This window comes from Xanthomonas hortorum (assembly GCF_011305375.1).
Lineage (GTDB): Bacteria > Pseudomonadota > Gammaproteobacteria > Xanthomonadales > Xanthomonadaceae > Xanthomonas > Xanthomonas hortorum_E.
In genome coordinates, this window is the sequence record NZ_VCME01000006.1 from 89,046 (window position 1) to 108,103 (window position 19,058).

The following is a 19,058-nucleotide window of genomic DNA, read 5'->3' on the forward strand; positions in this document are numbered from 1 at the left end:
CGTCCAGCGGCGGGGCGTCTATGAATTTCCCGCGTGCGGTGTTGTTCGATCTGGATGGCACCTTGCTGGACAGCGCGCCGGACATGCTGGCCACCGTCAACGCGATGCTGAGCGAGCGGGGACGTGCGCCGATCGCGTTGGCGCAGCTGCGCCCGGTGGTGTCGAAAGGGTCGCGCGCGATGCTGTCAGTTGCGTTTGCCGAACTCGATGCGGACGCACGCGATGCCTTGGTTCCTGAATTCCTGCGTCGCTATGAGGCCTTGATCGGCACGCAATCGCAGCTATTCGATGGCGTCGAAGAACTGCTGCTGCGGCTAGATCGTGCGGGGTGCGTGTGGGGCATTGTCACCAACAAGCCCGAATACCTGGCGCGGCTGATCCTGCCGCAACTGGGCTGGGAACAGCGCTGCGCGGTGTTGATCGGCGGCGATACGCTGGCCGAGCGCAAGCCGCATCCATTGCCGTTGCTGACAGCCGCCGAACGCATCGGCATTGCGCCTGCGCAATGCGTCTATGTGGGCGACGATGAGCGCGACATCCTGGCCGCACGCGCGGCAGCGATGCCATCGGTAGCGGTGTTGTGGGGCTATCGGCTGCACGATGACGATCCCTTGAGTTGGCAAGCCGATGTGTTGGTCGAGCAGCCGCAACTGTTGTGGGATGCCGCGACGTGGCCGCAGCCCTGATCTTCTTTCGTTTTTTTCTGGACCCGCCATGAGCCAATCCAGCGCTCTCGACAGTTTTCTCGACAAATGGCGCACCCGCTGGCCGGAATGGTCGGTTGCCGAGCCTTTCGTTCCGCAACCGCAACGCCCGCTGGCTGCCGCCTGGTTTGCGTTGCTGCAGGAATGGGAAGACATCATGAATATCGCCGGCGACCCATTGCCGGCCGATGCCAAGCTAGCGTGGTGGCAGCAGGAGCTGCGCGATTGGGCGCAGCAGCGCTCGCGCCATCCGCTCGGGCGCGTGCTGGAACCGGTGCGTGCGCCATGGGCGCAATTGGCCGACACCTTGCCGGCGATGCAGGACGCCCGCGTGCCGCCGCAATCGTTGCAGCAAGCGCTGGACACCTTGCGCGCCTTTGCCGAGGCCGTGGTTGCAGTCGAGGCGGTGATGTTTACGCGCAACCAGCCTGGCGATGCCACGGCGGTGGCGGTGCAATGGCTGGACGCACGTCAGCGTGTGGCCGGCGACAGCGCAACGCCCGGCGGCATGACGACAGCTGCATGGCGCGCGCAATTGCTGCAGGCCTGGCCGCGCAAGCCTGCGTTGGCGCGGCCGCATCGGGTGTGGTCGCGGCTGGCACGTTTGCGCTTGCAGCGCGAACTCGCTGGGAAGGCGGCGTATCCGCCGCCGGTGCAGCAGTTGTGGCATAGCTGGCGTGCGGCCAGCGGTGCTGACTAAGAGCGACTAACAAAATACTGTGCTCACTGCCAGTTGGGCGCGGCCGGTTTTGTGGTTCCCATCAGCCACGATCACGTTAACTGGTGCGATGCCTTCGACTGACTAAGCTTCTTATCGCATCTAATTACGCTACGACTCGAAACCTCGTTCGTCTTGAAGCGATGAGAGTGTGTGGGTAGAGCAAATTGCAGGGCGGATGATCTGCGGGTTGGTCGCAGGGCCCTTGCCCGTCCACCATCGCGGGACACGCCGCAAGTACGTCCATGTAGGCTCTTACGCGGCATCCCGCGACGGTGAGCGGGCAAGGGCCAGTCGAGATGGTCGGTGTGCATGGTGCAAGCAATGCATGATGTGCTTCTACTTTGCTAGCTCACATGTAATTCTGCGACCCGCATCAGCAGGCCAGTGCAACTTGCGAGACGGCCAGCTTTTTACGCAGCTACCGACCAACGTCCTGGTGCGGTGTCCTCGCCGCTTGCGGGACCGTGTGGCGGCATGGATGCCGCCACCGAGCCTACATGGACGTCCTTGCGGCGTGTCCCGCGAGCGGTGAGGGCGCCGCGCCCTCGATCAGCAGAGTGCACGGTTGCGAGCAGTGCACGCAGCGCGGCCTCGAGCACAGTCAGATCGGCGAATCAGGCAATACCGAGTGGTAAGCAATGAAGGCGTCATTGCACTGCAGCGGTGTGCCCGGCCCAGGCTTGCCTTGCAGTTGCACATCGTTGGGCACCGATTCCGACAGCTGATCGAAGAAGCTCACCGGGCCGCCCTTGAAGGTGAAGTGCGTTGCACCCGGATTGCTGGCCGGCCCGCCGAAATGTGGCTTTGCGAACGAGATCGGGCCACCTTCCAGCACTACGTTGTCCAGCGAAAGGGTGATCGGCAAGGTGGTGGTCGCATCGCGATAGCCGTAGAAGCTCAGCTCACCGCCGCCAAACGCCTTGGAACCGAGCGAGTGCACGTTGGTCAACGCAATACCGCTGAAATTGGGCAGCTTGTTGCGCACCGCTGCATTGGCGTAGTTGGCATCGAATACCAGCGGCCTGGCAACACCGCGCATGCAGACGTTTTCGAAACTGATGTCGTAGACCTGGCCGCCACGGCTGCCATCGGATTTGATACGCAAGCCGTTGGCAGAATATGGATCGGAGTTCACGTCGTTGCTGTTGAAGCCATCGATGCTCAAGCCGCGCACGGCGATATGGCGCATGCCCGAATCGGTTTCGCTGCCCAGCGAAAAACCGTGCGTGTAATAGAACTGGTTGTAGGCGAACAGCATGTTTTCCGAGGCGATGCTGCGCTTGCTGCTGGCATGCGCCTTGATCGCCACGCCATCGTCGCCGGTGCCGATATACGAGTAGGCCAGCAATACCTTCTTCGACTGGCCAGGGTCGAAGCCATCGGTGTTCTTGGCTGTTTCCGGAGTGAAGCAGGTCGCATGCGGATTGACATCAGGCGTGCTGCCGGCCGGGCAGCGATAGCCAGGACGTGAGTAGACCAGGCTGGGCGCGAGAATCTTGATGCCCCATGCCGTCAAGCCGACCACGTTATCGGTGGTGACGTGGAAGTTTGCCGAGTTTTCCAGCGTGATGTCGTATAGGGTGAAGTCGGTGCTGTCGTCGATCTGCAGCAGACGCGGCACGTGCTGGCTCAGGCCCTTGGTGACGTTGAGATAGGCAAGGTCCCACCAGCTGGCGGTGCCGGCGTTGGGCCCGGCGGTGAGCGTGCTGCCGCCGCGGCCGTCGATCTTGCCGGCACCCACAATCGCGCTGTTGGCGGTATCGGCCACATGGATCAGCGGGTTGCAGGATTTGGCCTTGTCGCTGGTGGCGGTGCCGCAGGTGCCCAGGCCATTGTCGTAGTCGCGCGGATTGCGCGAGCCGAACAAGGTGACGCCGCGGTCGATCCACAGCGTGACTCCGCTCTTGATCGTCAACGGGCCGCTCAATACGCCCGACTCGCCGGTATCGCCGGTGACCAGACGCACCGCGCTGCCGGCGGGGCAGTCATCGATGGCCGCCTGCAAACGCGCGGTATCGCGCTTGGATTGCGCCGGATCGCTGTCGAGCGTATCCAGCGAACCGGCAACCGGCACCAGCGCGGCCTTGAGCGTTGCGCAGACCTGCGTCGGTAGCGTGGGCTGCTGGATCACGCCCCAACTGGTGGAGATGCTGTGCGCGGTATCGGCCACGTCTGGCGTGTGCGGCCGCGCGGCGCTGGCTTCGTATGTCACCAGACCGAGTAGCGCAAGCGTCAACGGCGCAAGCGCTGGAAAGGGGGAATGAGACTGCATGGGATGACTCCGAGAGTGGAATGCGAAAAATGCCGTCGATCAGTCACAGGCGCGTCGCCGGTGTGTTGCATTCGCATGACAGCGATTGCGAACACGCGCCGTTGGCGGGCCCAAAGTATCGATCGCTACACAGCGTGATCGGGAGCGATCGACGACCAAGCGTGGCCCTTCATGCCAGCGCGCGATGTCGGATGGGCGAATTCAGCGCCGCATCGCCGAAGGCAACGCAGGCGTTGTCGCAATCGGTGCAGTGCAATGCTCCGTAAGCGCCTGTTACAAGACATGCGTTGCGCCTGTGCCATGCAATGTGGAGGCTGCGCTCGACAGCCTCACAACGCGCAGTGCACGCAGCCAAACACACCGACTATTTCCACCGGTCCTTGCCCGCCCGCCATCGCGGGACCTTCTGCGGCATGGATGCCGCAGAAGAGCCTAAACGGACGTACTTGCGGCGTGGTCCCGCGATGGCGGGCGGGCAAGAACCCTCCAGCGAATCAGCAGATCAGCCGCTCCACAACGCGGACTGCCGAAAGGCGATGATGGCGGCGTTGAACCGCGTGTTGACGCGTAGAGTCAGTCTGCGCTGCCGGCACCGCCATTGCTGTATTCGTAAAAACGGTTTGGCGAATTGGCGCAATTGCTGCTGCAATACGGACGGCTCGCGGTGGACGCATTCCACGGTGCGGTCTTGCGCAGATGGCTGCCCAGGTTGGAATTGCGCACCGTGACTTGACCGTTGGGCGAGGTACCGTCGACGTAGGCACTCAGATCGCTGATGCCCTCGTCCCAGGCGCGCCCCAGATAGGTGTTGTTGTCGGGTGAGCCGGAAATGGCGACGAAGTTGCTGTCGATCGCCAGAAAGCCGTAGCTGCTGCCGGGGCGCGTGCTGGGCGCAAAGATGTAGCCGCCGCGGCCGGTTCCAAGCCGCGCGCCGGTGGAGCGGATGGTGGCGTGATCGAACACGCCTACGCCGGAGCCGAAGATGAAGTCGACATCGCCATCGATCGTGCTGTTCTTGAAATAGGCGCGGATCACGTTGGCCGCGTTGGTGGCGCTGATCAACAAGGTGTCCTGATTGCCGGTCACAAGCAGATCTTCGAAGCTGGCTTTGTCGCCACGCACTGCCAGCGCCACTGCCGCCTGGTTGTTGTTGGTGTAAGTGCCTTCGACATAATTGTTGTCCACGCGCAGATGGCGCGCCTGAAAGCCTGCGGCGCGTACGGTCAGCGTTGCGCTATTGGACGTTCCCACCGTGGTTGCCGACGCATTGCTGGCACAGGCGTGGCTTGCGGTGCCCGCCGGCTTGGGCGTGGGATTGGCGTTGTTGAAGCGGATGACGGTGTCTGCGGTGCTTGTGCCCAAGCCGAACACGGTCAGCGGCGGTGCATCGGTCGGCACGCAGACCAATTCGGTATAGGTACCTGCCTTGATGCTGATGTAACGACGCGTGGTGCCGCCAGCGGCAACGGCTGCATCGATCGCCGATTGCACGGTGCGATAGCGTGTGGAACCGTCCGCTGCAACCGCGTAATCGGCGCTGAGCAATGCAACGCCCGCAGTGGGGTTCCAGTTATCGGTGACCAATGCATTGAGCGGCCCGGCCTTGGCGAGTGCCTTGGCAATCGTATAGGTGCTCGCTTCGCTGCTGGTGAGTTGTGGCCGGCTGGCGGTACCGGTCAAGGCAGTCGCATCGATACTGACAAGACTCAGCAGTGCGGCAGCGATGCAGCTCGTGCGGATATGCAATGCAGACATGAGTGGCGCTCTCTATGGACAGGGCACGGTGGATACGTCGATACGCTGCAGACGCTGAACCTTGCGCGCGGTGTGCGGAAGCCATGGCGCGACATGGGAACGCAGGCGTCGATCGCCATGGTTGAATCCTCTGGTTTGTCACCACGCGAGTGGCGAGGCGATGGTACTGCCGTGTCCGTTTGTTCCGGCTTCGCCACCAGGTGCAATGTTCAGGACCATCGGCGGCATCACGGTTTTCGCCGAGATTGCGTCGCAAACGGGCCACGTGTGCTGCGCTGCGATACACGTGCGCAGTCGTATTGCGTACTGCACGTTGCTGTTGTGTGCAGACAACGGTGCGCGTCGTCACATGCCGTGGTCGCTCGCGCTTACAGACTCAATCACCCGCGTAGACATGCGCTTGTCAGGAATCGAAATGACAGATCCCAAAGAGTTGCAGGAAAAATTCTGGAAGGCACTCAAATCCGATCGCACCGTGATGTTGGGCCTGGACGGCGTCGAAGACGGCCATGCGCGCCCGATGACCGCGCAGATCGAAGGCGACAGCGGTGGCCCGATCTGGTTCTTTACCTCCAAGGACAATGCACTGATCGCGATGCTGGGGCAGGGCCGTCGCGTCATCGGCGCCTTCAGCAGTAAGGGGCATGATCTGTTCGCCAGCATCAGCGGCGCCTTGCACGAAGACACCGACCCCGCAGTGATCGATCGCTTATGGAACCCGCACGTTGCTGCGTGGTACGAAGGCGGCAAGGACGATCCAAAATTGGCGCTGCTGCGCCTGGACGCGGACCACGCACAGATCTGGCTCAATGGTTCCAGCCTGCTTGCCGGTATCAAGGTGCTGTTCGGTGTCGATCCGAAGAAGGACTACCAGGACAAGGTGGCGGACGTCCCACTGCGTTGAGGGTTCGTTTGGCGGATGCGGATGGTGATCAGGATCGGCATGTGGGAGCTGTTATATGCCGCACTGCGCACCGGCCGCGTCCGCCTGGCGTCTGTGTCGCATTTTTGAACACTGCGCTTGAAGATCACATGTACGTATTTCTCAGGCATCCACGAGCGCGGTTTGGGGTTGCAGGGTTTAGGCGTGCAATCGGCATGTCTGCCGACAACAACGCGATTGCCCATGCCCACAACGCGCTGGGTGACGTTTCACTGCGCCAGAACATGTCGCGGCGCGATGATCGGCGGTACTCGCTCAGCGCGCTTGCGCGATGCGTGCCCACCAGGAGATGCGACATGCAACGGATCGAAATTGGCCAGATGGTGTTCCTGCGCGATGGAGAAGTTGGCGTAGGCGCAATACGCGACATTCGCAGCGAAGGGGCTGAGCTCGTTATCAATATCGAAAACGGCGGCGATTTTGTGCTGCCTGTGTCGGTAGTGCGCGACGTGCATTCCGGCAAGGTGATGCTGGATGTCGATCAGTTGCCTGAGGACGTGCGCGATGCGTTGCGCCACCCGCACGACAACGAGTTGCGAACCAGTCGGTATGCAGCCAGCAACCCACAGGACGGCGCACTCAAGTAAGTGTTCGTTTCCCGGCCCGGGTAATGCGCGGGTGCTCGGCGGTCTGATGCTGTGCCTAGATGGGTGTCAGCGGCCGTGGTGGCCGTGTCCATCTGTAGCTGAGGGCGTCCCATGCGGCATGGTGACTTTCGGGTCGTGCCGGCAGATGACCGATGTTTTACTGTCGAATCTCAGGACAGTGGAATGGGATGATGGGAATCGGCAAGCTGGCACTGGCTCTATCGGTCCTTGTTGCATTCGAGGCTTGCGGTGCAACTGCTCAACAGGACGAAGCCCAGGTTCGATCTGCCGACGCGGCGTTCTGGGAGTCCTACAACGCCTGTGATATGCAAGCCATTGCGGGTCTGCTCACTGCGGATGTCGAGTTCTATCACGACAAGACCGGGCTCACGACCTCGCGCGAGGCGGTCGTCGACTCGTTGCGTCACGGACCCTGCGCCGACGAAACCTTGCGTCTTCGACGTGAGGCGCTCAATGACAGCATCGCGTTCCATCCGCTCAAGGGCGGTTACGCGATGTTGTCGGGCCGTCACCGCTTTTATCTGCAGGAACGTGACAAAGCGGAGCGATTGGATGGTCAAGCCGACTTCACCACGGTCTGGAAATTTGCCGATGGACGTTGGCGCATGCATCGCGTCCTCAGTTATGCGCATGGCCCCGTGCCGTATATACCGCCACCAAGAACGACAACACTCTCGGTCGCGGTGCTGCAGCGCTACGCAGGCCGCTACCGCTCGCCTCGCATCGGAATCATTCAAATCGCAGTCGCTGGCGACCATCTGACGCTCACCGCCGGCAATTTCATCGCCACGCTTTATCCGCAATCCACCACGCGTTTCTTTGCCATGGAGCGCGATCTGCGTTTTGACTTCGAGCCCAACGGCGACGGAATTTCTAAAATAGTGGTGGTGTATGAAAACGGCGTCGTCAGCGAACGTGGCGTGCGCGAAGATCCTGCTGCGCGCGAACAATGAGCACAGACATGTCTCGCCGGCTGCGTTCGGAAGCACTCAAGCGAATAGATCGATGCAGGCAAGCCGCCACATCACGGGTATATGGCTCAGCTGCCCACAACGTCTGGCGGCAGATCATCCGGTAGCAAAAACGTACGTGGCGCGGCATCTGGCGGGCCAGCCGAGGGCAGTGCCGGTTGCTCGGCTTCGTCCTTGAGTTGCACGCCGGATAGCTTGCGTCGAAACGCCTCGCGTAACAGGTACGCAAGTTTGTGCGTGGCTTCGGCGTAACTCAGCCCTTCGGCGCGGATGTTGGAGATGCAATTGCGCGCGGCGTCGGTCAGGCCGAGCCGTGGGGTGTAAGTCAGATACAGGCCCAGGCTGTCGGGCGAACTCAGTCCCGGCCGCTCGCCGATCAGCACGATCACCGCACGGGCCTTGAGCAATTCGCCGACCTCGTCGCCGATGGCCACACGCCCCTGCGCGATCAGCACCACCGGTGCCAACGACCAGCCCTCGTGTGCGGCCAAGCGATCGATATGCTCCAGCATATGCGGAGCATTGCGGTGGACGGCCAGCGCAGAGAGCCCGTCAGCGACCACGACTGCCACGTCATGTCCACCGCCATGCACCGCGGTCAGACCACGCAGTTGCGTGGCGGCGTCGGCGGCCAGGCGCCGGCCCAGATCCGGGCGTTGCAGATACACATGCCGATCCGCCGCCGCGCTGTGCAGCAGCATGCTGCTACGCCCGCGCTGTTCCAGCTCGGCCTGCAGCGGCGCTGGATCGAACGCCAGATGCACCGCATCGCGTGCCTGCGCATGCGCCAGCTGGAAATCCAGATGCGCGCCTGTCGGCAGGCTGGTGCCGACGCGCCCCAACGCGATCCGGGCAGGGGTGAGGTGACGCAGCTGCGCCCAGGCATCGCGCGGTGGCGTCGTGGGGCTGCTCATTGCGCTGAGCCGGTATTCAATTGCGCCAGTGCGCGACGGAAGGGTGCCGGCACCTCGCTACCGAGTTCGAAGCGGCCATCGCGCAGGCGCAGAATGCCTTGTTGTTCCAGCCACTGTTCGAATTCGGGCGCAGCACGCAGGCCCAGCGCCTGGCGCGCATACAGCGCATCGTGGAACGAGGTGGTCTGGTAGTTGAGCATCACATCGTCCGAGCCGGGGATGCCCATGATGAAGTTGATGCCGGCGGTGCCGAGCAGGGTCAGTAGCACGTCCATGTCGTCCTGATCGGCTTCGGCATGGTTGGTGTAGCAGATGTCGCAGCCCATCGGCACGCCGAGCAACTTGCCGCAGAAATGATCCTCCAGCCCTGCGCGGATGATCTGCTTGCCGTCGTAGAGATATTCCGGGCCGATAAAGCCCACCACGGTGTTCACCAACAACGGTTTGAACTCCCGCGCCACTGCATACGCGCGCACCTCGCAGGTCTGTTGATCCACGCCATGATGCGCATTGGCCGACAACGCGCTGCCCTGGCCGGTTTCGAAATACATCAGGTTGTCGCCGACGTTGCCACGCTGCAACGACAGACCCGCCTCGTAGCCTTCCTGCAGCAGCGCAAGATTGATGCCGAAGCTGGTATTGGCAGCTTCCGTGCCGGCGATGGACTGGAATACCAGATCCACCGGCACGCCGCGTCCGATCGCCTCGATGGTGGTGGTGATGTGCGCCAGCACGCAGGACTGCGTGGGAATCTGGTAGCCGGTGATCACCGCATCGAGCATGCGCAACAACGCCGTGGTGGCGGCCAGGCTGTCGCTGGCGGGGTTGATGCCGATCACCGCATCGCCATTGCCGTACAACAAGCCGTCCAGCACGCTGGCGGCAATGCCGGTGGCATCGTCGGTGGGGTGATTGGGTTGCAGGCGTGTCGACAAGCGCCCGCGTAAGCCCAGGGTGTTGCGAAAGCGCGTGACCACGCGCGTTTTCTGCGCGACCAGAATCAGGTCTTGCACCCGCATCAGCTTGGACACGGCCGCCACCATCTCCGGTGTCAGTCCGGGCGCCAGTGCGGCCAGTGCCGCTTCGTCGGCCTGCGCACTCAACAGCCAGTCGCGAAATCCGCCGACGGTGAGATGCGCAACCGAGGCGAATGCCGTTGCATCGTGTTGATCGACGATCAAGCGCGTGACTTCGTCCGCTTCGTACGGCACCACCGCTTCGTCCAGAAAATGCCGCAGCGGCAGATCCGCCAGCGCCATCTGCGCCGCGACGCGCTGCAGGCCGGAGTCGGCGGCCAAGCCGGCCAGTTGATCGCCGGAGCGTGCCGGCGTGGCCTTGGCGAGCAACGTTTTGAGATCGGCAAACTGAAAGCGCTCGCCGCCTGCGGTGAAAGCGAACCCACTCATCTGACGCTGCTCGCAGGCCTGTGTTTGCCGCGCAAGCTCAGCACGCAACACACCGCACCAAACAGCAGCAGCCATACAAAGATCAGCGCCACGATCGGGTTGAACCAGACCATCGCCACCAGGCACACCAGCGCCAGCAGCAGCGCAATCGCCGGCACCACCGGATAACCAGGTGCGCGAAAACTGCGCTCAAGCAATGGCTCGGCGCGGCGCAGTTTGAACAGGCTGAGCATGCTCATCACATACATCACGATCGCGCCGAACACCGACATGGTGATCATCGCCGCGGTCAGCGACATGCCCTGGATCTTGACCACGCCATCGCTGCAGATCGCCGCGATACCGATCGCGCCACCGGCAAGAATCGCGCGATGCGGCGTGCGAAAGCGCGACAGCTTGGCCAGCCCATGCGGCAAAAAGCCCGCACGCGCCAATGCGAAGAATTGCCGCGAATAGCCCAGGATGATGCCGTGGAAACTGGCCACCAGACCGAACAGGCCGATCCACACCAGCATGTGCAGCCAGGTCGAGCTATTGCCGACCACCGCTTTCATTGCCTGCGGCAACGGGTCGTTGATGTTGGACAGCTGGCGCCAATCGCCGACGCCGCCGGCAAACACCATCGTTCCCAACGCCAGCACCACCAGCGTGAGGATGCCGGCGATGTAGGCGCGCGGGATCGTGCGCTTGGGATCCTTGGCTTCTTCGGCCGCCATCGCCGCGCCCTCGATCGCCAGAAAGAACCAGATCGCAAACGGAATCGCAGCGAAGATGCCGGAGATCGCCGCCGGGCCAAAATCGTTGCTGCCGGCCCAGCCGTTGGCGGCAAAACGCGCGACGCTGAAACCCGGCGCCACCACACCCATGAACACCAGCAGTTCGATCACCGCCAGCAGAGTCACCACCAACTCGAAGGTGGCGGCGATCGCCACGCCGACGATGTTCAAGCTCATGAAGATCACATACGCCCCGATTGCGGCGATACGTGGGTCCAGGGTCGGAAACTGCACGTTGAGATACGCGCCGATCGCCATCGCAATGGCCGGCGGCGCGAACACGAATTCGATCAGCGTGGCCAGGCCCGCCAGCATGCCGCCATAGGTGCCGAACGCGCGCAGGCTGTAGGCGAACGGCCCCCCGGCGTTCGGGATGGCCGTGGTCAACTCGGTGAAGCTGAAGATGAAGCAGGTGTACATCACCGCCACCAGCACGGTGGTCACCAGAAATCCCAGGGTGCCAGCGGTGCCCCAGCCGTAGCTCCAGCCGAAATACTCGCCGGAAATCACCAGTCCGACGGCGATCCCCCACAGTTGCCAGGTGCCCAGTGTGGGTTTGAGTTGCTCGTTGCGCATGTCGCACATCTCCTGCGGTCGGGGGAGGGGAGATGAAGCACGTCCGACGCCGCAGCGGTGGACCAACCGTCTGGCTCGATCGTCCGCTAAGAAAGTGGCGAGGATCGAAGATCGACGGTCGTCCCGGTTATACCCCAAAGCCCCGCGACCAACACAGGCACAGCGGGTAGGCCGCGGAGAACAGGCCGCCACGCTGACGCAACCGGTGCCCACTGTCTCATTTCGCTACCCAACGGCTCTATTTGTTGCGCTCAAGCACCAGCAACGGATCGATGCGCACATCGAACCAATTCATCCCCCAATGCAGATGCGGCCCGGTCGCGCGCCCGGTGGCACCCACTGCGGCAATCACCTGGCCTTGCTCCACCCGGTCGCCCACCTTCACGTCGATGCGCGATAGGTGCAAAAAATTGGAGCTCACCCCAAAGCCATGATCCAGCAGCACGGTGCCACCGGTCAGATACAGATCCGGTGCGGCGAAAGTCACCACACCAGCGGCCGGCGCCTTGACCGGCGTGCCGGTGGGTACCGCGATATCCATGCCCGAATGACCGGCACCGGGCTGGCCGTTGTAGACACGTGCATTGCCGAAGCGCCCGCTGATGCGGCCCTGCACCGGCCAGATGAAGGGCTGCGCGAAATCGGTGCGCGCATCGTCGCGATCGCGTGCAGCGGTGACCTGCGCCTGTTCGCGCTTGATCCGCTCGGCGATCGCCGCAGGCGGGTTGACGGTCTTGGGCGGCACGCCATTGACGCGTTCCACCGGCCAATCGCGCGGCGTCACTGCGATGCTGGCAGTCTCCTTGCCGCCATCGGGCCGGGTGATCTGCACCTGTAACGGGCCGGTGGCATCGCGGCCGATACCGAACACCACGCTGCCATAGCCGCTCACCCGCAGCGTGCGGCCGGCGTACTGCACCTGGCTGCCCGCCGGCACCTTGCCGATCACCATCGCGCCTTGCGAGGCGCTTGGCGGAAACACCACATCCGCCGCGTTCGCAGATTGCGCAGCGACACCACCAGCAGCAAACGCGAGCGGCGCCAGCGCAAGCCAGGCGCCAAACAGGGCTGCGCGCATCAGCGGTCGAAGGTCAGGCGCTGACCGGCGGCGCTACCGACCAACTGTTCGCCATCCCACACCTGCTGGCCGTTGACCCAGGTCGCGGCGATGCGCGAGCGGAAGGTGGTGCCTTCGAACGGCGACCAGCCGCACTTGGACAGCACCTGCTCGCGCTTCACGGTGAACGGGGTGTTGTCGATCATCACCAGATCGGCGAAATAGCCTTCGCGCAGAAAACCGCGCTCTTCCACATCGAACAACTGCGCCGGCGCATGCGCGAACTTCTGCACGATGCGGGTGATCGGCAGCTTGCCTTCATGCACCAGCTCCAGCGCGGCGACCAGCGCGTACTGCACCAAGGGCAGGCCCGACGGTGCCTGCGCGTAGGGCTTCTGCTTCTCTTCCCAGGTATGCGGGGCGTGGTCGGTGGCGAGCACGTCGATGACATCTTCGGCCAGCGCCTCGATCAGCGCCAGGCGGTCGTCGGCGTCCTTGATCGCGGGGTTGCACTTGATCAGGTTGCCCAGCCGCGCGTAGTCGCTGCGGTCGAAGCGCAAAAAGTGGATGCAGGTCTCGGCGGTGATGCGCTTGCGCACTTTGCCGTCGGCGTCGACCAGCGGGCCGGCTTCGAACAGCGCCAGCTCGTCGGCGGTGGAAATATGCAGTACGTGCAGGCGGGTGTTGTGCTTGCGCGCCAGCGACACCGCCAGCTGCGAGGACTTCAGACACGCCTCGCGCGAGCGGATGTCCGGGTGCATCTCCGGGGTCAGCGCATCGCCGTACTTTTCCTTGAATTCGGCCAGCGTCGCATCGATGGTCGGGGTGTCTTCGCAGTGGGTGATGATCGGCGTCGGCGCGTCGCGGAAGATCGCATCCAGCGTTTCGGGGTTGTCGACCAGCATGTTGCCGGTGGAGGCGCCCATGAACACCTTGATGCCCGGCGCGGTCTTGGGATCCAGCGTCTGGATCGCGGCCAGATTGTCGTTGCTGGCGCCCATGTAGAAGCCGTAATTGGCCCAGGCGCGCCCGGCCGCAGCGTCGTACTTGGACTGCAGCGCAGCCGCATCCAGGGTCGGCGGATTGGTGTTGGGCATGTCCATGAAGCTGGTCAGGCCGCCGGCCACGGCAGCGCCGGATTCGGTGGCGATATCGCCCTTTTGGGTCAGCCCCGGCTCGCGGAAGTGCACCTGGTCGTCGATCATGCCCGGCAGCACCCAGCGCCCGGCCGCGTCCACCACCGTATCGCCTGCAGCCGGAGTGATCTTGTCGGCGATCTTGGCGATGCGGCCACCCTCGATCAGGAGATCGGCATCGAACTCCTTGCCTTCATTGACCAGGCGGGCATTGACGATGACGGTTCGGCTCATGGGTGGGGTCCTTTGCAGCGGCAGGAAGTGGAAGAGGGCGAAGACGCGGAGGGAGGCGCGTCAGGGACGGGATCGAACCCGCCCGGATGGAAAGGATGGCAACGGCCCAGCCGGCGTGCAGCCAGCCAGCAGCCGCGAAGCGGGCCGAAGCGGCCGATCGCGGTCATTGCATACTCCGAGCAACTGGGCGCAAACCGGCAGCGCGGCCCTAACAGAGGGCTAATGAATATTTTGTAGAAGCGCAGCAGCGCGATGAGCAGGCGTGAGATCACTTGCCAATGATATGCCACTTGGACTAATGGGTGGTTGCCGGGGGTCCTTGGGGTAAGCTATAAAGGCCCGCTTTCCCGGGCCCCGGGGGAACCAAGGATGAGCGTTTCGTGGCTGCTAAAAAAACTGCAAACAAGGCCGTAGAGGCCGCCAAGAAGTCCGCCAAACCCGTTGCGAAGAAAGCGGCGGCGCCTGCCGCTGCAAAACCGGCTGCCAAGCAGGCGACGCCGGCCACCAAGCAACCTGTTGCCAAGAAGGCAGCTGTGACCAAGGCCGCTGCCAAGCCGGCGCCGGCCTCCAAGGCCGCAGTGCCCCAGCCCGCGGCTGTTAAACCTGTAAAACCGGCCGCCAAGAGTGCTGCAAAGCCGGCGGCAAACAAGGCAGCTCCGGCTGCCGCCAAACCGGCCGCCACGCCGGTGGCGCCCAAGTCCGTACCGAAGCCGGCTGCCAAGCCGACTCCGGCCAAGTCAGTCCCGGTCAAGGCTGAAAAGCCCGCGCCCGCACCGGCCCCCAAGGCCGTCCCTGCGAAGCCGGCAAAGCCTGCGACCCCGTCAGTTAAGAATCCCGTGCCCGTTTCGAAATCTTCAGCAAAAACACCAACCAAAACCGAAGCCCCCGCCAAGCCCGCCGCGACCCGTCCGGTCGGTAAGGTGGCCGTGGCCGTGACTGCCAAGTCGTCCAGCCCGACGCCCAAGACCAAGTACAAGGTGGTCGACTACAAGATCGACGAGACCACCGGTCGCCCGATCCTGCCGCAGGGCTACAAGCCTGCCGCGGACGAGGAGTACATGAGCAAGCTGCAGCAGGAGTACTTCCGTCAGCGTCTGCAGCGGTGGCGCAACGAGATGGTCGAGGAATCCAAGCAGACCATCGAGAACCTGCGCGAAGAAGTGCGCGATATCGGCGACGAAGCCGAGCGTGCCACCCGCGAGACCGAGAACTCGCTGGAACTGCGCGCCCGCGACCGTGCACGCAAGCTGATCTCCAAGATCGACAGCACGCTCAAGCGCCTGGAAGATGGCGACTACGGCTATTGCGTGGACACCGGCGAAGAGATCGGCCTGGACCGCCTGGAAGCGCGTCTGACCGCCGAGCGCACCATCGACGCGCAAGAGCGTTGGGAGCATCTGCAGAAGCAGCAGGGCGATTGATCGTTAGGATTGATCGTTCAGCAAGCGTCGAAGCCTCATTGGTCGACTAAAAAACCCCGCCATGTGCGGGGTTTTTGATGCGTCAAGGCAATAGCGATGCCGGCTGCGTTCGCTACCGGCATCTCGCCATTGCGCACATCACTGCAAGTCGCGCAGATCCAGCTTGCGTAGCTTCGGCGCCTTCCACGCCGTGGTCGCAACCACGCCCAGCGTGACGCAGCCGCCGATCACCACCGCCGGCACCAGGCCGACCAGGCGCGCCATCACCCCGTCGTAGAACGCGCCCAGCTCGTTGGAAGAGCCGATGAAGATGCCGTTGATCGACGACACCCGGCCGCGCATCGCATCGGGCGTGGCCAGCTGCAGGATGGTCTGACGCACCACCACCGAGACGCCGTCGCACATGCCGTAGACCAGCAGGATGGCCGCCGACAGCCAGAAATGCCGCGACAGGCCGAACGCGATCGTGCACAACCCGAAACCGGCCACCGACAACATCAGGATGCGCCCGGCATTGCGCTGCAGCGGGTGCCGCGCCAGCCACACGCCGACCACGATCGAGCCCAGTGCCGGTGCACCGCGCAGGATGCCCAGTCCTTCCGGACCGTAGTGCAGGATGTCGTGGATGAAGGCCGGCAGCATCGACACAGCGCCACCCAGCAGTACCGAAAACATGTCCAGCGCCATCGCGCCCAGCATGATCTGGTTGGACAGCACGAATTGCGCACCTTCGGCGATGCTGCGAAAGATCGGCGCGCGCGGACCTTCGTTGACCGGCTCGCTGACGCGCAACAGCGCCAGCGCCAAGATCGCCACCAACGCCACACTCGCCGCAACGCCATACGCCAGGCCCTTGCCGCCCCAGCCGACCAGCACGCCGCCCAGCGCCGGGCCGATGACCATGCCGGCCTGAAAAGTGACGCTGCCGATGCTGGCGCCGCGCGCGAAGGCTTCGCGGGGCAACGCGCGCGCGAACAAGGCGTTGTAGACCGGCGACAGGAACGAGCGCGCGGCACCGGTCAGTGCGATGGCCGCATAGATCGGCCACACGCCTTGTACCGGCAGCCAGCCATGCGTGATCGCCAACAGCAGTAGCGCAGTGGCGACCAGGCCCAGCACCGCGACCATGCCCAGACGGCGGCGCGGCAGGTGATCGACCAGATAACCGGCAAACGGCGCGATGCAGAAGAACGGCAGGATCTCCGCCAGCCCGATCAGCCCGAGCGAGAGCGGATTGCGGGTGATCTCGTAGATATGCCAACCGACCGTGACCGCGACGATCTGGTACGACAGCATCGCCGCCACGCGATACAGCAGCACCAGGCCGAAGCCGGGGTAGGCAAAAAGCGTGCGCAGCGAGGCGGCGGGCGAGGGAGGCGTGGGCGTGCTCACTGCTGGGCGCGGGCGGTGTCGCGAATGAAGGCCAGCATCGCCGCCACACCGTTGCTGCGGGTCGGCGACAGGTGCTTGGCCAGGCCAATGCCGGCGATGTAGTCCGGCTCGGTGGCCATGATCTCCTGCGCGCTACGCCCGGAGTACACGCGCAAGGCGAGATAGATCAGCCCGGAGACGATGGCCGAATCGCTGACGGCGTGGAAGTCCAGCCGCTCGGCGTTGCCCTCCGGCACGATCCACACCATCGACTGGCAGCCATGCAGGCGGTGTTCTTCGGTCTTCCACTGTTCCGGGAAGGTGGGCAGCTTGCGGCCCAGGTCGATCAGGTACTGGTAGCGCTCGGACCAGTCGCTGAAGAAGGAAAATTCCTCGGCGATGGTGGCCTGTGCTTCGATGGCTGTGGGTTCGAGCGGGAACGGGGTAGTGGTCATCTAAAATCCAGAATCAATTCTGTGAAAGCCCCTCTCCCTATGGGGCGAGAAGGCGCGGTTTGCGCGCCACTGGCGCGCGTGCCTTGGAGCGCCCGCGCCGCCAGCGCGGGCCGGGGCGCGGAGCGGGGGGTGGGGTGAGGGTGCGGGCGGAGCCACGTGCATTAACTTCTTCCATGTGGCTTCGCCCGTACCCTCATCCGGCGCTACGCGCCACCTTCTCCCGCAGGGAGAAGGGAATAAGATCATGCGCGCTTCCAGCGTACGCCCTGCGGGGTGTCTTCCAGCACGATGCCTTCGTCGGCCAGTTGCTTGCGGATGGCGTCGGCGCGGGCGAAATCCTTGGCTTTCTTTGCCGCATTGCGCTCTTCGACCAGCGTGGTGATGCGCGCATCGTCGCCGGCATCGGTGCCGCGCGAGAACCAGGCCGCCGGGTCTTGCTGCAGCAAGCCTAGCGCCAGGCCTGCGCCGAGCAGATCGGATTTGGCTCGGCGCAGCGCCGCAAGATGCTCGCCGCTTCGTTCGCTGTCCGGCCCGCCCGCCTGTGCGAAATCGTGCAGTGCCCGGCTGGCCTCCTTTGCAAGCTTCGCCAGTGCTGCAAGCGCCAGCGGCGTATTGAGGTCATCGTCCAGCGCAGATTCCACATCGTCAGGAATCGTGGTCGGCTGTGTGGAGCCGACGCCTGCATCAGTTTCGACGGCTGCCAGATCGCGCAACGTGCCATACAGCCGGTCCAGCGTGTTCTTGGCCTGCTCGATCAAGCCATCCGACCAGTCCAGCGGCTGCCGGTAATGCGCGCTCAGCAGGGCGTAGCGCAGCGCTTCGGGCGGGTGCCGTGCGATCAGGTCGTGCACGGTCTCGATGTTGCCCAGCGACTTGCTCATCTTGGCGCCGCTGAAATTGAGCATGCCGTTATGCAGCCAGAACCGCGCAAAAGTGGCCCCGCCATGCGCGCACTCGCTCTGCGCGATCTCGTTCTCGTGATGCGGGAACTGCAGGTCCACGCCGCCGGCATGGATGTCGATGGTCGGGCCCAGGTGCGCGGCTGCCATCGCCGAGCATTCGATATGCCAGCCCGGGCGGCCACGGCCCCAGGGCGATTCCCAACCGGGCAGGTCGTCGCTGGAGGGTTTCCACAGCACGAAATCGCCCGGGTCGCGCTTGTAGGGCGCCACATCCACGCGCGCACCGGCCAGCATCTCGTCCGGGTCGCGACGCGAGAGCTTGCCGTAGTGTTCGAAGCTGGCCACCGCGAACAGCACGTGGCCTTCGGCGGCATAGGCATGCCCATTGGCGATCAGTTGCTCGATCATCGCCACGATCTGCGGAATATGCGCGGTGGCTGCCGGCTCGATGTCCGGCGGCACCACGCCGAGCGCGGCCATGTCCTGGCGGTAGATCGCGGCGAAGCGATCGGTGATGGTCGAGATCGGCACGCCCTGCGCCTGGGCGGCGGCGTTGATCTTGTCGTCCACGTCGGTGATGTTGCGTGCGTAGCGCAGCGCGCCATAGCGGCGGCGCAGCAGCGCGGCCAGCACATCGAACACCACCGGGCCGCGGGCGTTGCCGATATGCGCGTAGTTGTAGACGGTGGGGCCGCACACATACAGGGTGGGGCTGGTGGGATCGAGCGGCGCGAACGGCTCGACCCGCCGCGTCAGGTTGTTGTGCAGGCGCAGGCTCATCGGCATCTGGAAAAGGGTAACTACACGATTCTAGCCGGTCGCGGCGGCTAGGCGAA

Annotated in this window: 18 protein-coding genes; 6 read left to right on the forward strand and 12 right to left on the reverse strand. The window is 63.9% G+C overall.

Annotated features, from left to right (window positions below):
* Positions 1-20 precede the first annotated feature (20 nt).
* A complete protein-coding gene (locus FFY45_RS06570; RefSeq protein ID WP_176339981.1) occupies positions 21-686 on the forward strand; it encodes a phosphoglycolate phosphatase in 666 nt (221 codons plus the stop codon).
* A gap of 28 nt (positions 687-714) precedes the next feature.
* Positions 715-1,404 carry an isoprenoid biosynthesis enzyme family protein gene (locus FFY45_RS06575; RefSeq protein WP_176339825.1) on the forward strand — a complete coding sequence of 230 codons (690 nt, stop codon included), beginning with the start codon at positions 715-717 and terminating at the stop codon, positions 1,402-1,404.
* Positions 1,405-2,026: 622 nt separating this feature from the next.
* On the opposite strand, the gene FFY45_RS06580 is transcribed toward FFY45_RS06575, so the two are convergent.
* Complete coding sequence (locus FFY45_RS06580) at positions 2,027-3,697, reverse strand: diffusible signal factor-reguated family 28 glycoside hydrolase (RefSeq protein ID WP_176339826.1); 1,671 nt, start codon at positions 3,695-3,697, stop codon at positions 2,027-2,029.
* 573 nt (positions 3,698-4,270) lie between these two features.
* A complete protein-coding gene (locus tag FFY45_RS06585) occupies positions 4,271-5,410 on the reverse strand; it encodes a putative acyl-CoA thioester hydrolase (RefSeq protein WP_255171889.1) in 1,140 nt (379 codons plus the stop codon).
* A 457-nt stretch (positions 5,411-5,867) separates the two neighbouring features.
* On the opposite strand from FFY45_RS06585, the gene FFY45_RS06590 reads away from it, so the two are divergent.
* From FFY45_RS06590 to FFY45_RS06600, 3 genes are all read left to right on the forward strand, one after another.
* The gene (locus FFY45_RS06590) at positions 5,868-6,356 is read left to right on the forward strand and encodes a pyridoxamine 5'-phosphate oxidase family protein (RefSeq protein ID WP_043889254.1); all 489 of its coding nucleotides are present in this window, start codon (positions 5,868-5,870) and stop codon (positions 6,354-6,356) included.
* Between the two features lie 335 nt (positions 6,357-6,691).
* Positions 6,692-6,982, forward strand: coding sequence for a hypothetical protein (locus tag FFY45_RS06595; protein ID WP_176339828.1), 291 nt, complete (start codon positions 6,692-6,694; stop codon positions 6,980-6,982).
* A 191-nt stretch (positions 6,983-7,173) separates the two neighbouring features.
* The gene (locus FFY45_RS06600) at positions 7,174-7,956 is read left to right on the forward strand and encodes a nuclear transport factor 2 family protein (RefSeq protein ID WP_176339829.1); all 783 of its coding nucleotides are present in this window, start codon (positions 7,174-7,176) and stop codon (positions 7,954-7,956) included.
* 86 nt (positions 7,957-8,042) lie between these two features.
* On the opposite strand, the gene eutC is transcribed toward FFY45_RS06600, so the two are convergent.
* The 7 genes from eutC to FFY45_RS22435 form a co-directional block, all read right to left on the reverse strand.
* Complete coding sequence (gene eutC, locus FFY45_RS06605) at positions 8,043-8,888, reverse strand: ethanolamine ammonia-lyase subunit EutC (RefSeq protein ID WP_176339830.1); 846 nt, start codon at positions 8,886-8,888, stop codon at positions 8,043-8,045.
* On the reverse strand, positions 8,885-10,294 hold the full coding sequence (locus FFY45_RS06610; protein ID WP_176339831.1) for an ethanolamine ammonia-lyase subunit EutB: 1,410 nt from the start codon (positions 10,292-10,294) through the stop codon (positions 8,885-8,887). The genes eutC and FFY45_RS06610 overlap by 4 nt, the downstream gene beginning before the upstream one ends.
* Positions 10,291-11,655 (reverse strand): ethanolamine permease, encoded by a 1,365-nt coding sequence (gene eat, locus FFY45_RS06615; protein ID WP_176339832.1) that lies wholly within the window; start codon positions 11,653-11,655, stop codon positions 10,291-10,293. The genes FFY45_RS06610 and eat overlap by 4 nt, the downstream gene beginning before the upstream one ends.
* A 229-nt stretch (positions 11,656-11,884) precedes the next feature.
* On the reverse strand, positions 11,885-12,724 hold the full coding sequence (locus FFY45_RS06620; protein WP_074057387.1) for a M23 family metallopeptidase: 840 nt from the start codon (positions 12,722-12,724) through the stop codon (positions 11,885-11,887).
* Positions 12,724-14,073, reverse strand: coding sequence for a dihydroorotase (locus FFY45_RS06625; RefSeq protein ID WP_176339833.1), 1,350 nt, complete (start codon positions 14,071-14,073; stop codon positions 12,724-12,726). The genes FFY45_RS06620 and FFY45_RS06625 overlap by 1 nt, the downstream gene beginning before the upstream one ends.
* Positions 14,070-14,363 carry a membrane protein insertion efficiency factor YidD gene (gene yidD, locus FFY45_RS06630; protein ID WP_176339834.1) on the reverse strand — a complete coding sequence of 98 codons (294 nt, stop codon included), beginning with the start codon at positions 14,361-14,363 and terminating at the stop codon, positions 14,070-14,072. Before yidD ends, FFY45_RS06625 begins: the two co-directional genes overlap by 4 nt.
* Positions 14,364-14,368: 5 nt before the next feature.
* Positions 14,369-15,016: a hypothetical protein gene (locus tag FFY45_RS22435; RefSeq protein ID WP_255171873.1), complete on the reverse strand. Its 648-nt coding sequence runs from the start codon at positions 15,014-15,016 to the stop codon at positions 14,369-14,371.
* Between FFY45_RS22435 and dksA the strand changes: the two genes are divergently transcribed.
* Positions 15,006-15,494, forward strand: coding sequence for an RNA polymerase-binding protein DksA (dksA, locus tag FFY45_RS22440; protein ID WP_369910408.1), 489 nt, complete (start codon positions 15,006-15,008; stop codon positions 15,492-15,494). The two genes, FFY45_RS22435 and dksA, sit on opposite strands and share 11 nt — an antisense overlap.
* A 138-nt stretch (positions 15,495-15,632) precedes the next feature.
* Here the strand turns inward: dksA and FFY45_RS06640 are convergent, their stop codons facing one another.
* The 3 genes from FFY45_RS06640 to cysS form a co-directional block, all read right to left on the reverse strand.
* Complete coding sequence (locus tag FFY45_RS06640; protein ID WP_074057389.1) at positions 15,633-16,886, reverse strand: MFS transporter; 1,254 nt, start codon at positions 16,884-16,886, stop codon at positions 15,633-15,635.
* A complete protein-coding gene (locus tag FFY45_RS06645; RefSeq protein WP_006449428.1) occupies positions 16,883-17,320 on the reverse strand; it encodes a SufE family protein in 438 nt (145 codons plus the stop codon). Before FFY45_RS06645 ends, FFY45_RS06640 begins: the two co-directional genes overlap by 4 nt.
* A 242-nt stretch (positions 17,321-17,562) precedes the next feature.
* Positions 17,563-19,002: a cysteine--tRNA ligase gene (gene cysS, locus FFY45_RS06650; protein WP_176339835.1), complete on the reverse strand. Its 1,440-nt coding sequence runs from the start codon at positions 19,000-19,002 to the stop codon at positions 17,563-17,565.
* Between the last annotated feature and the right edge of the window lie 56 nt (positions 19,003-19,058).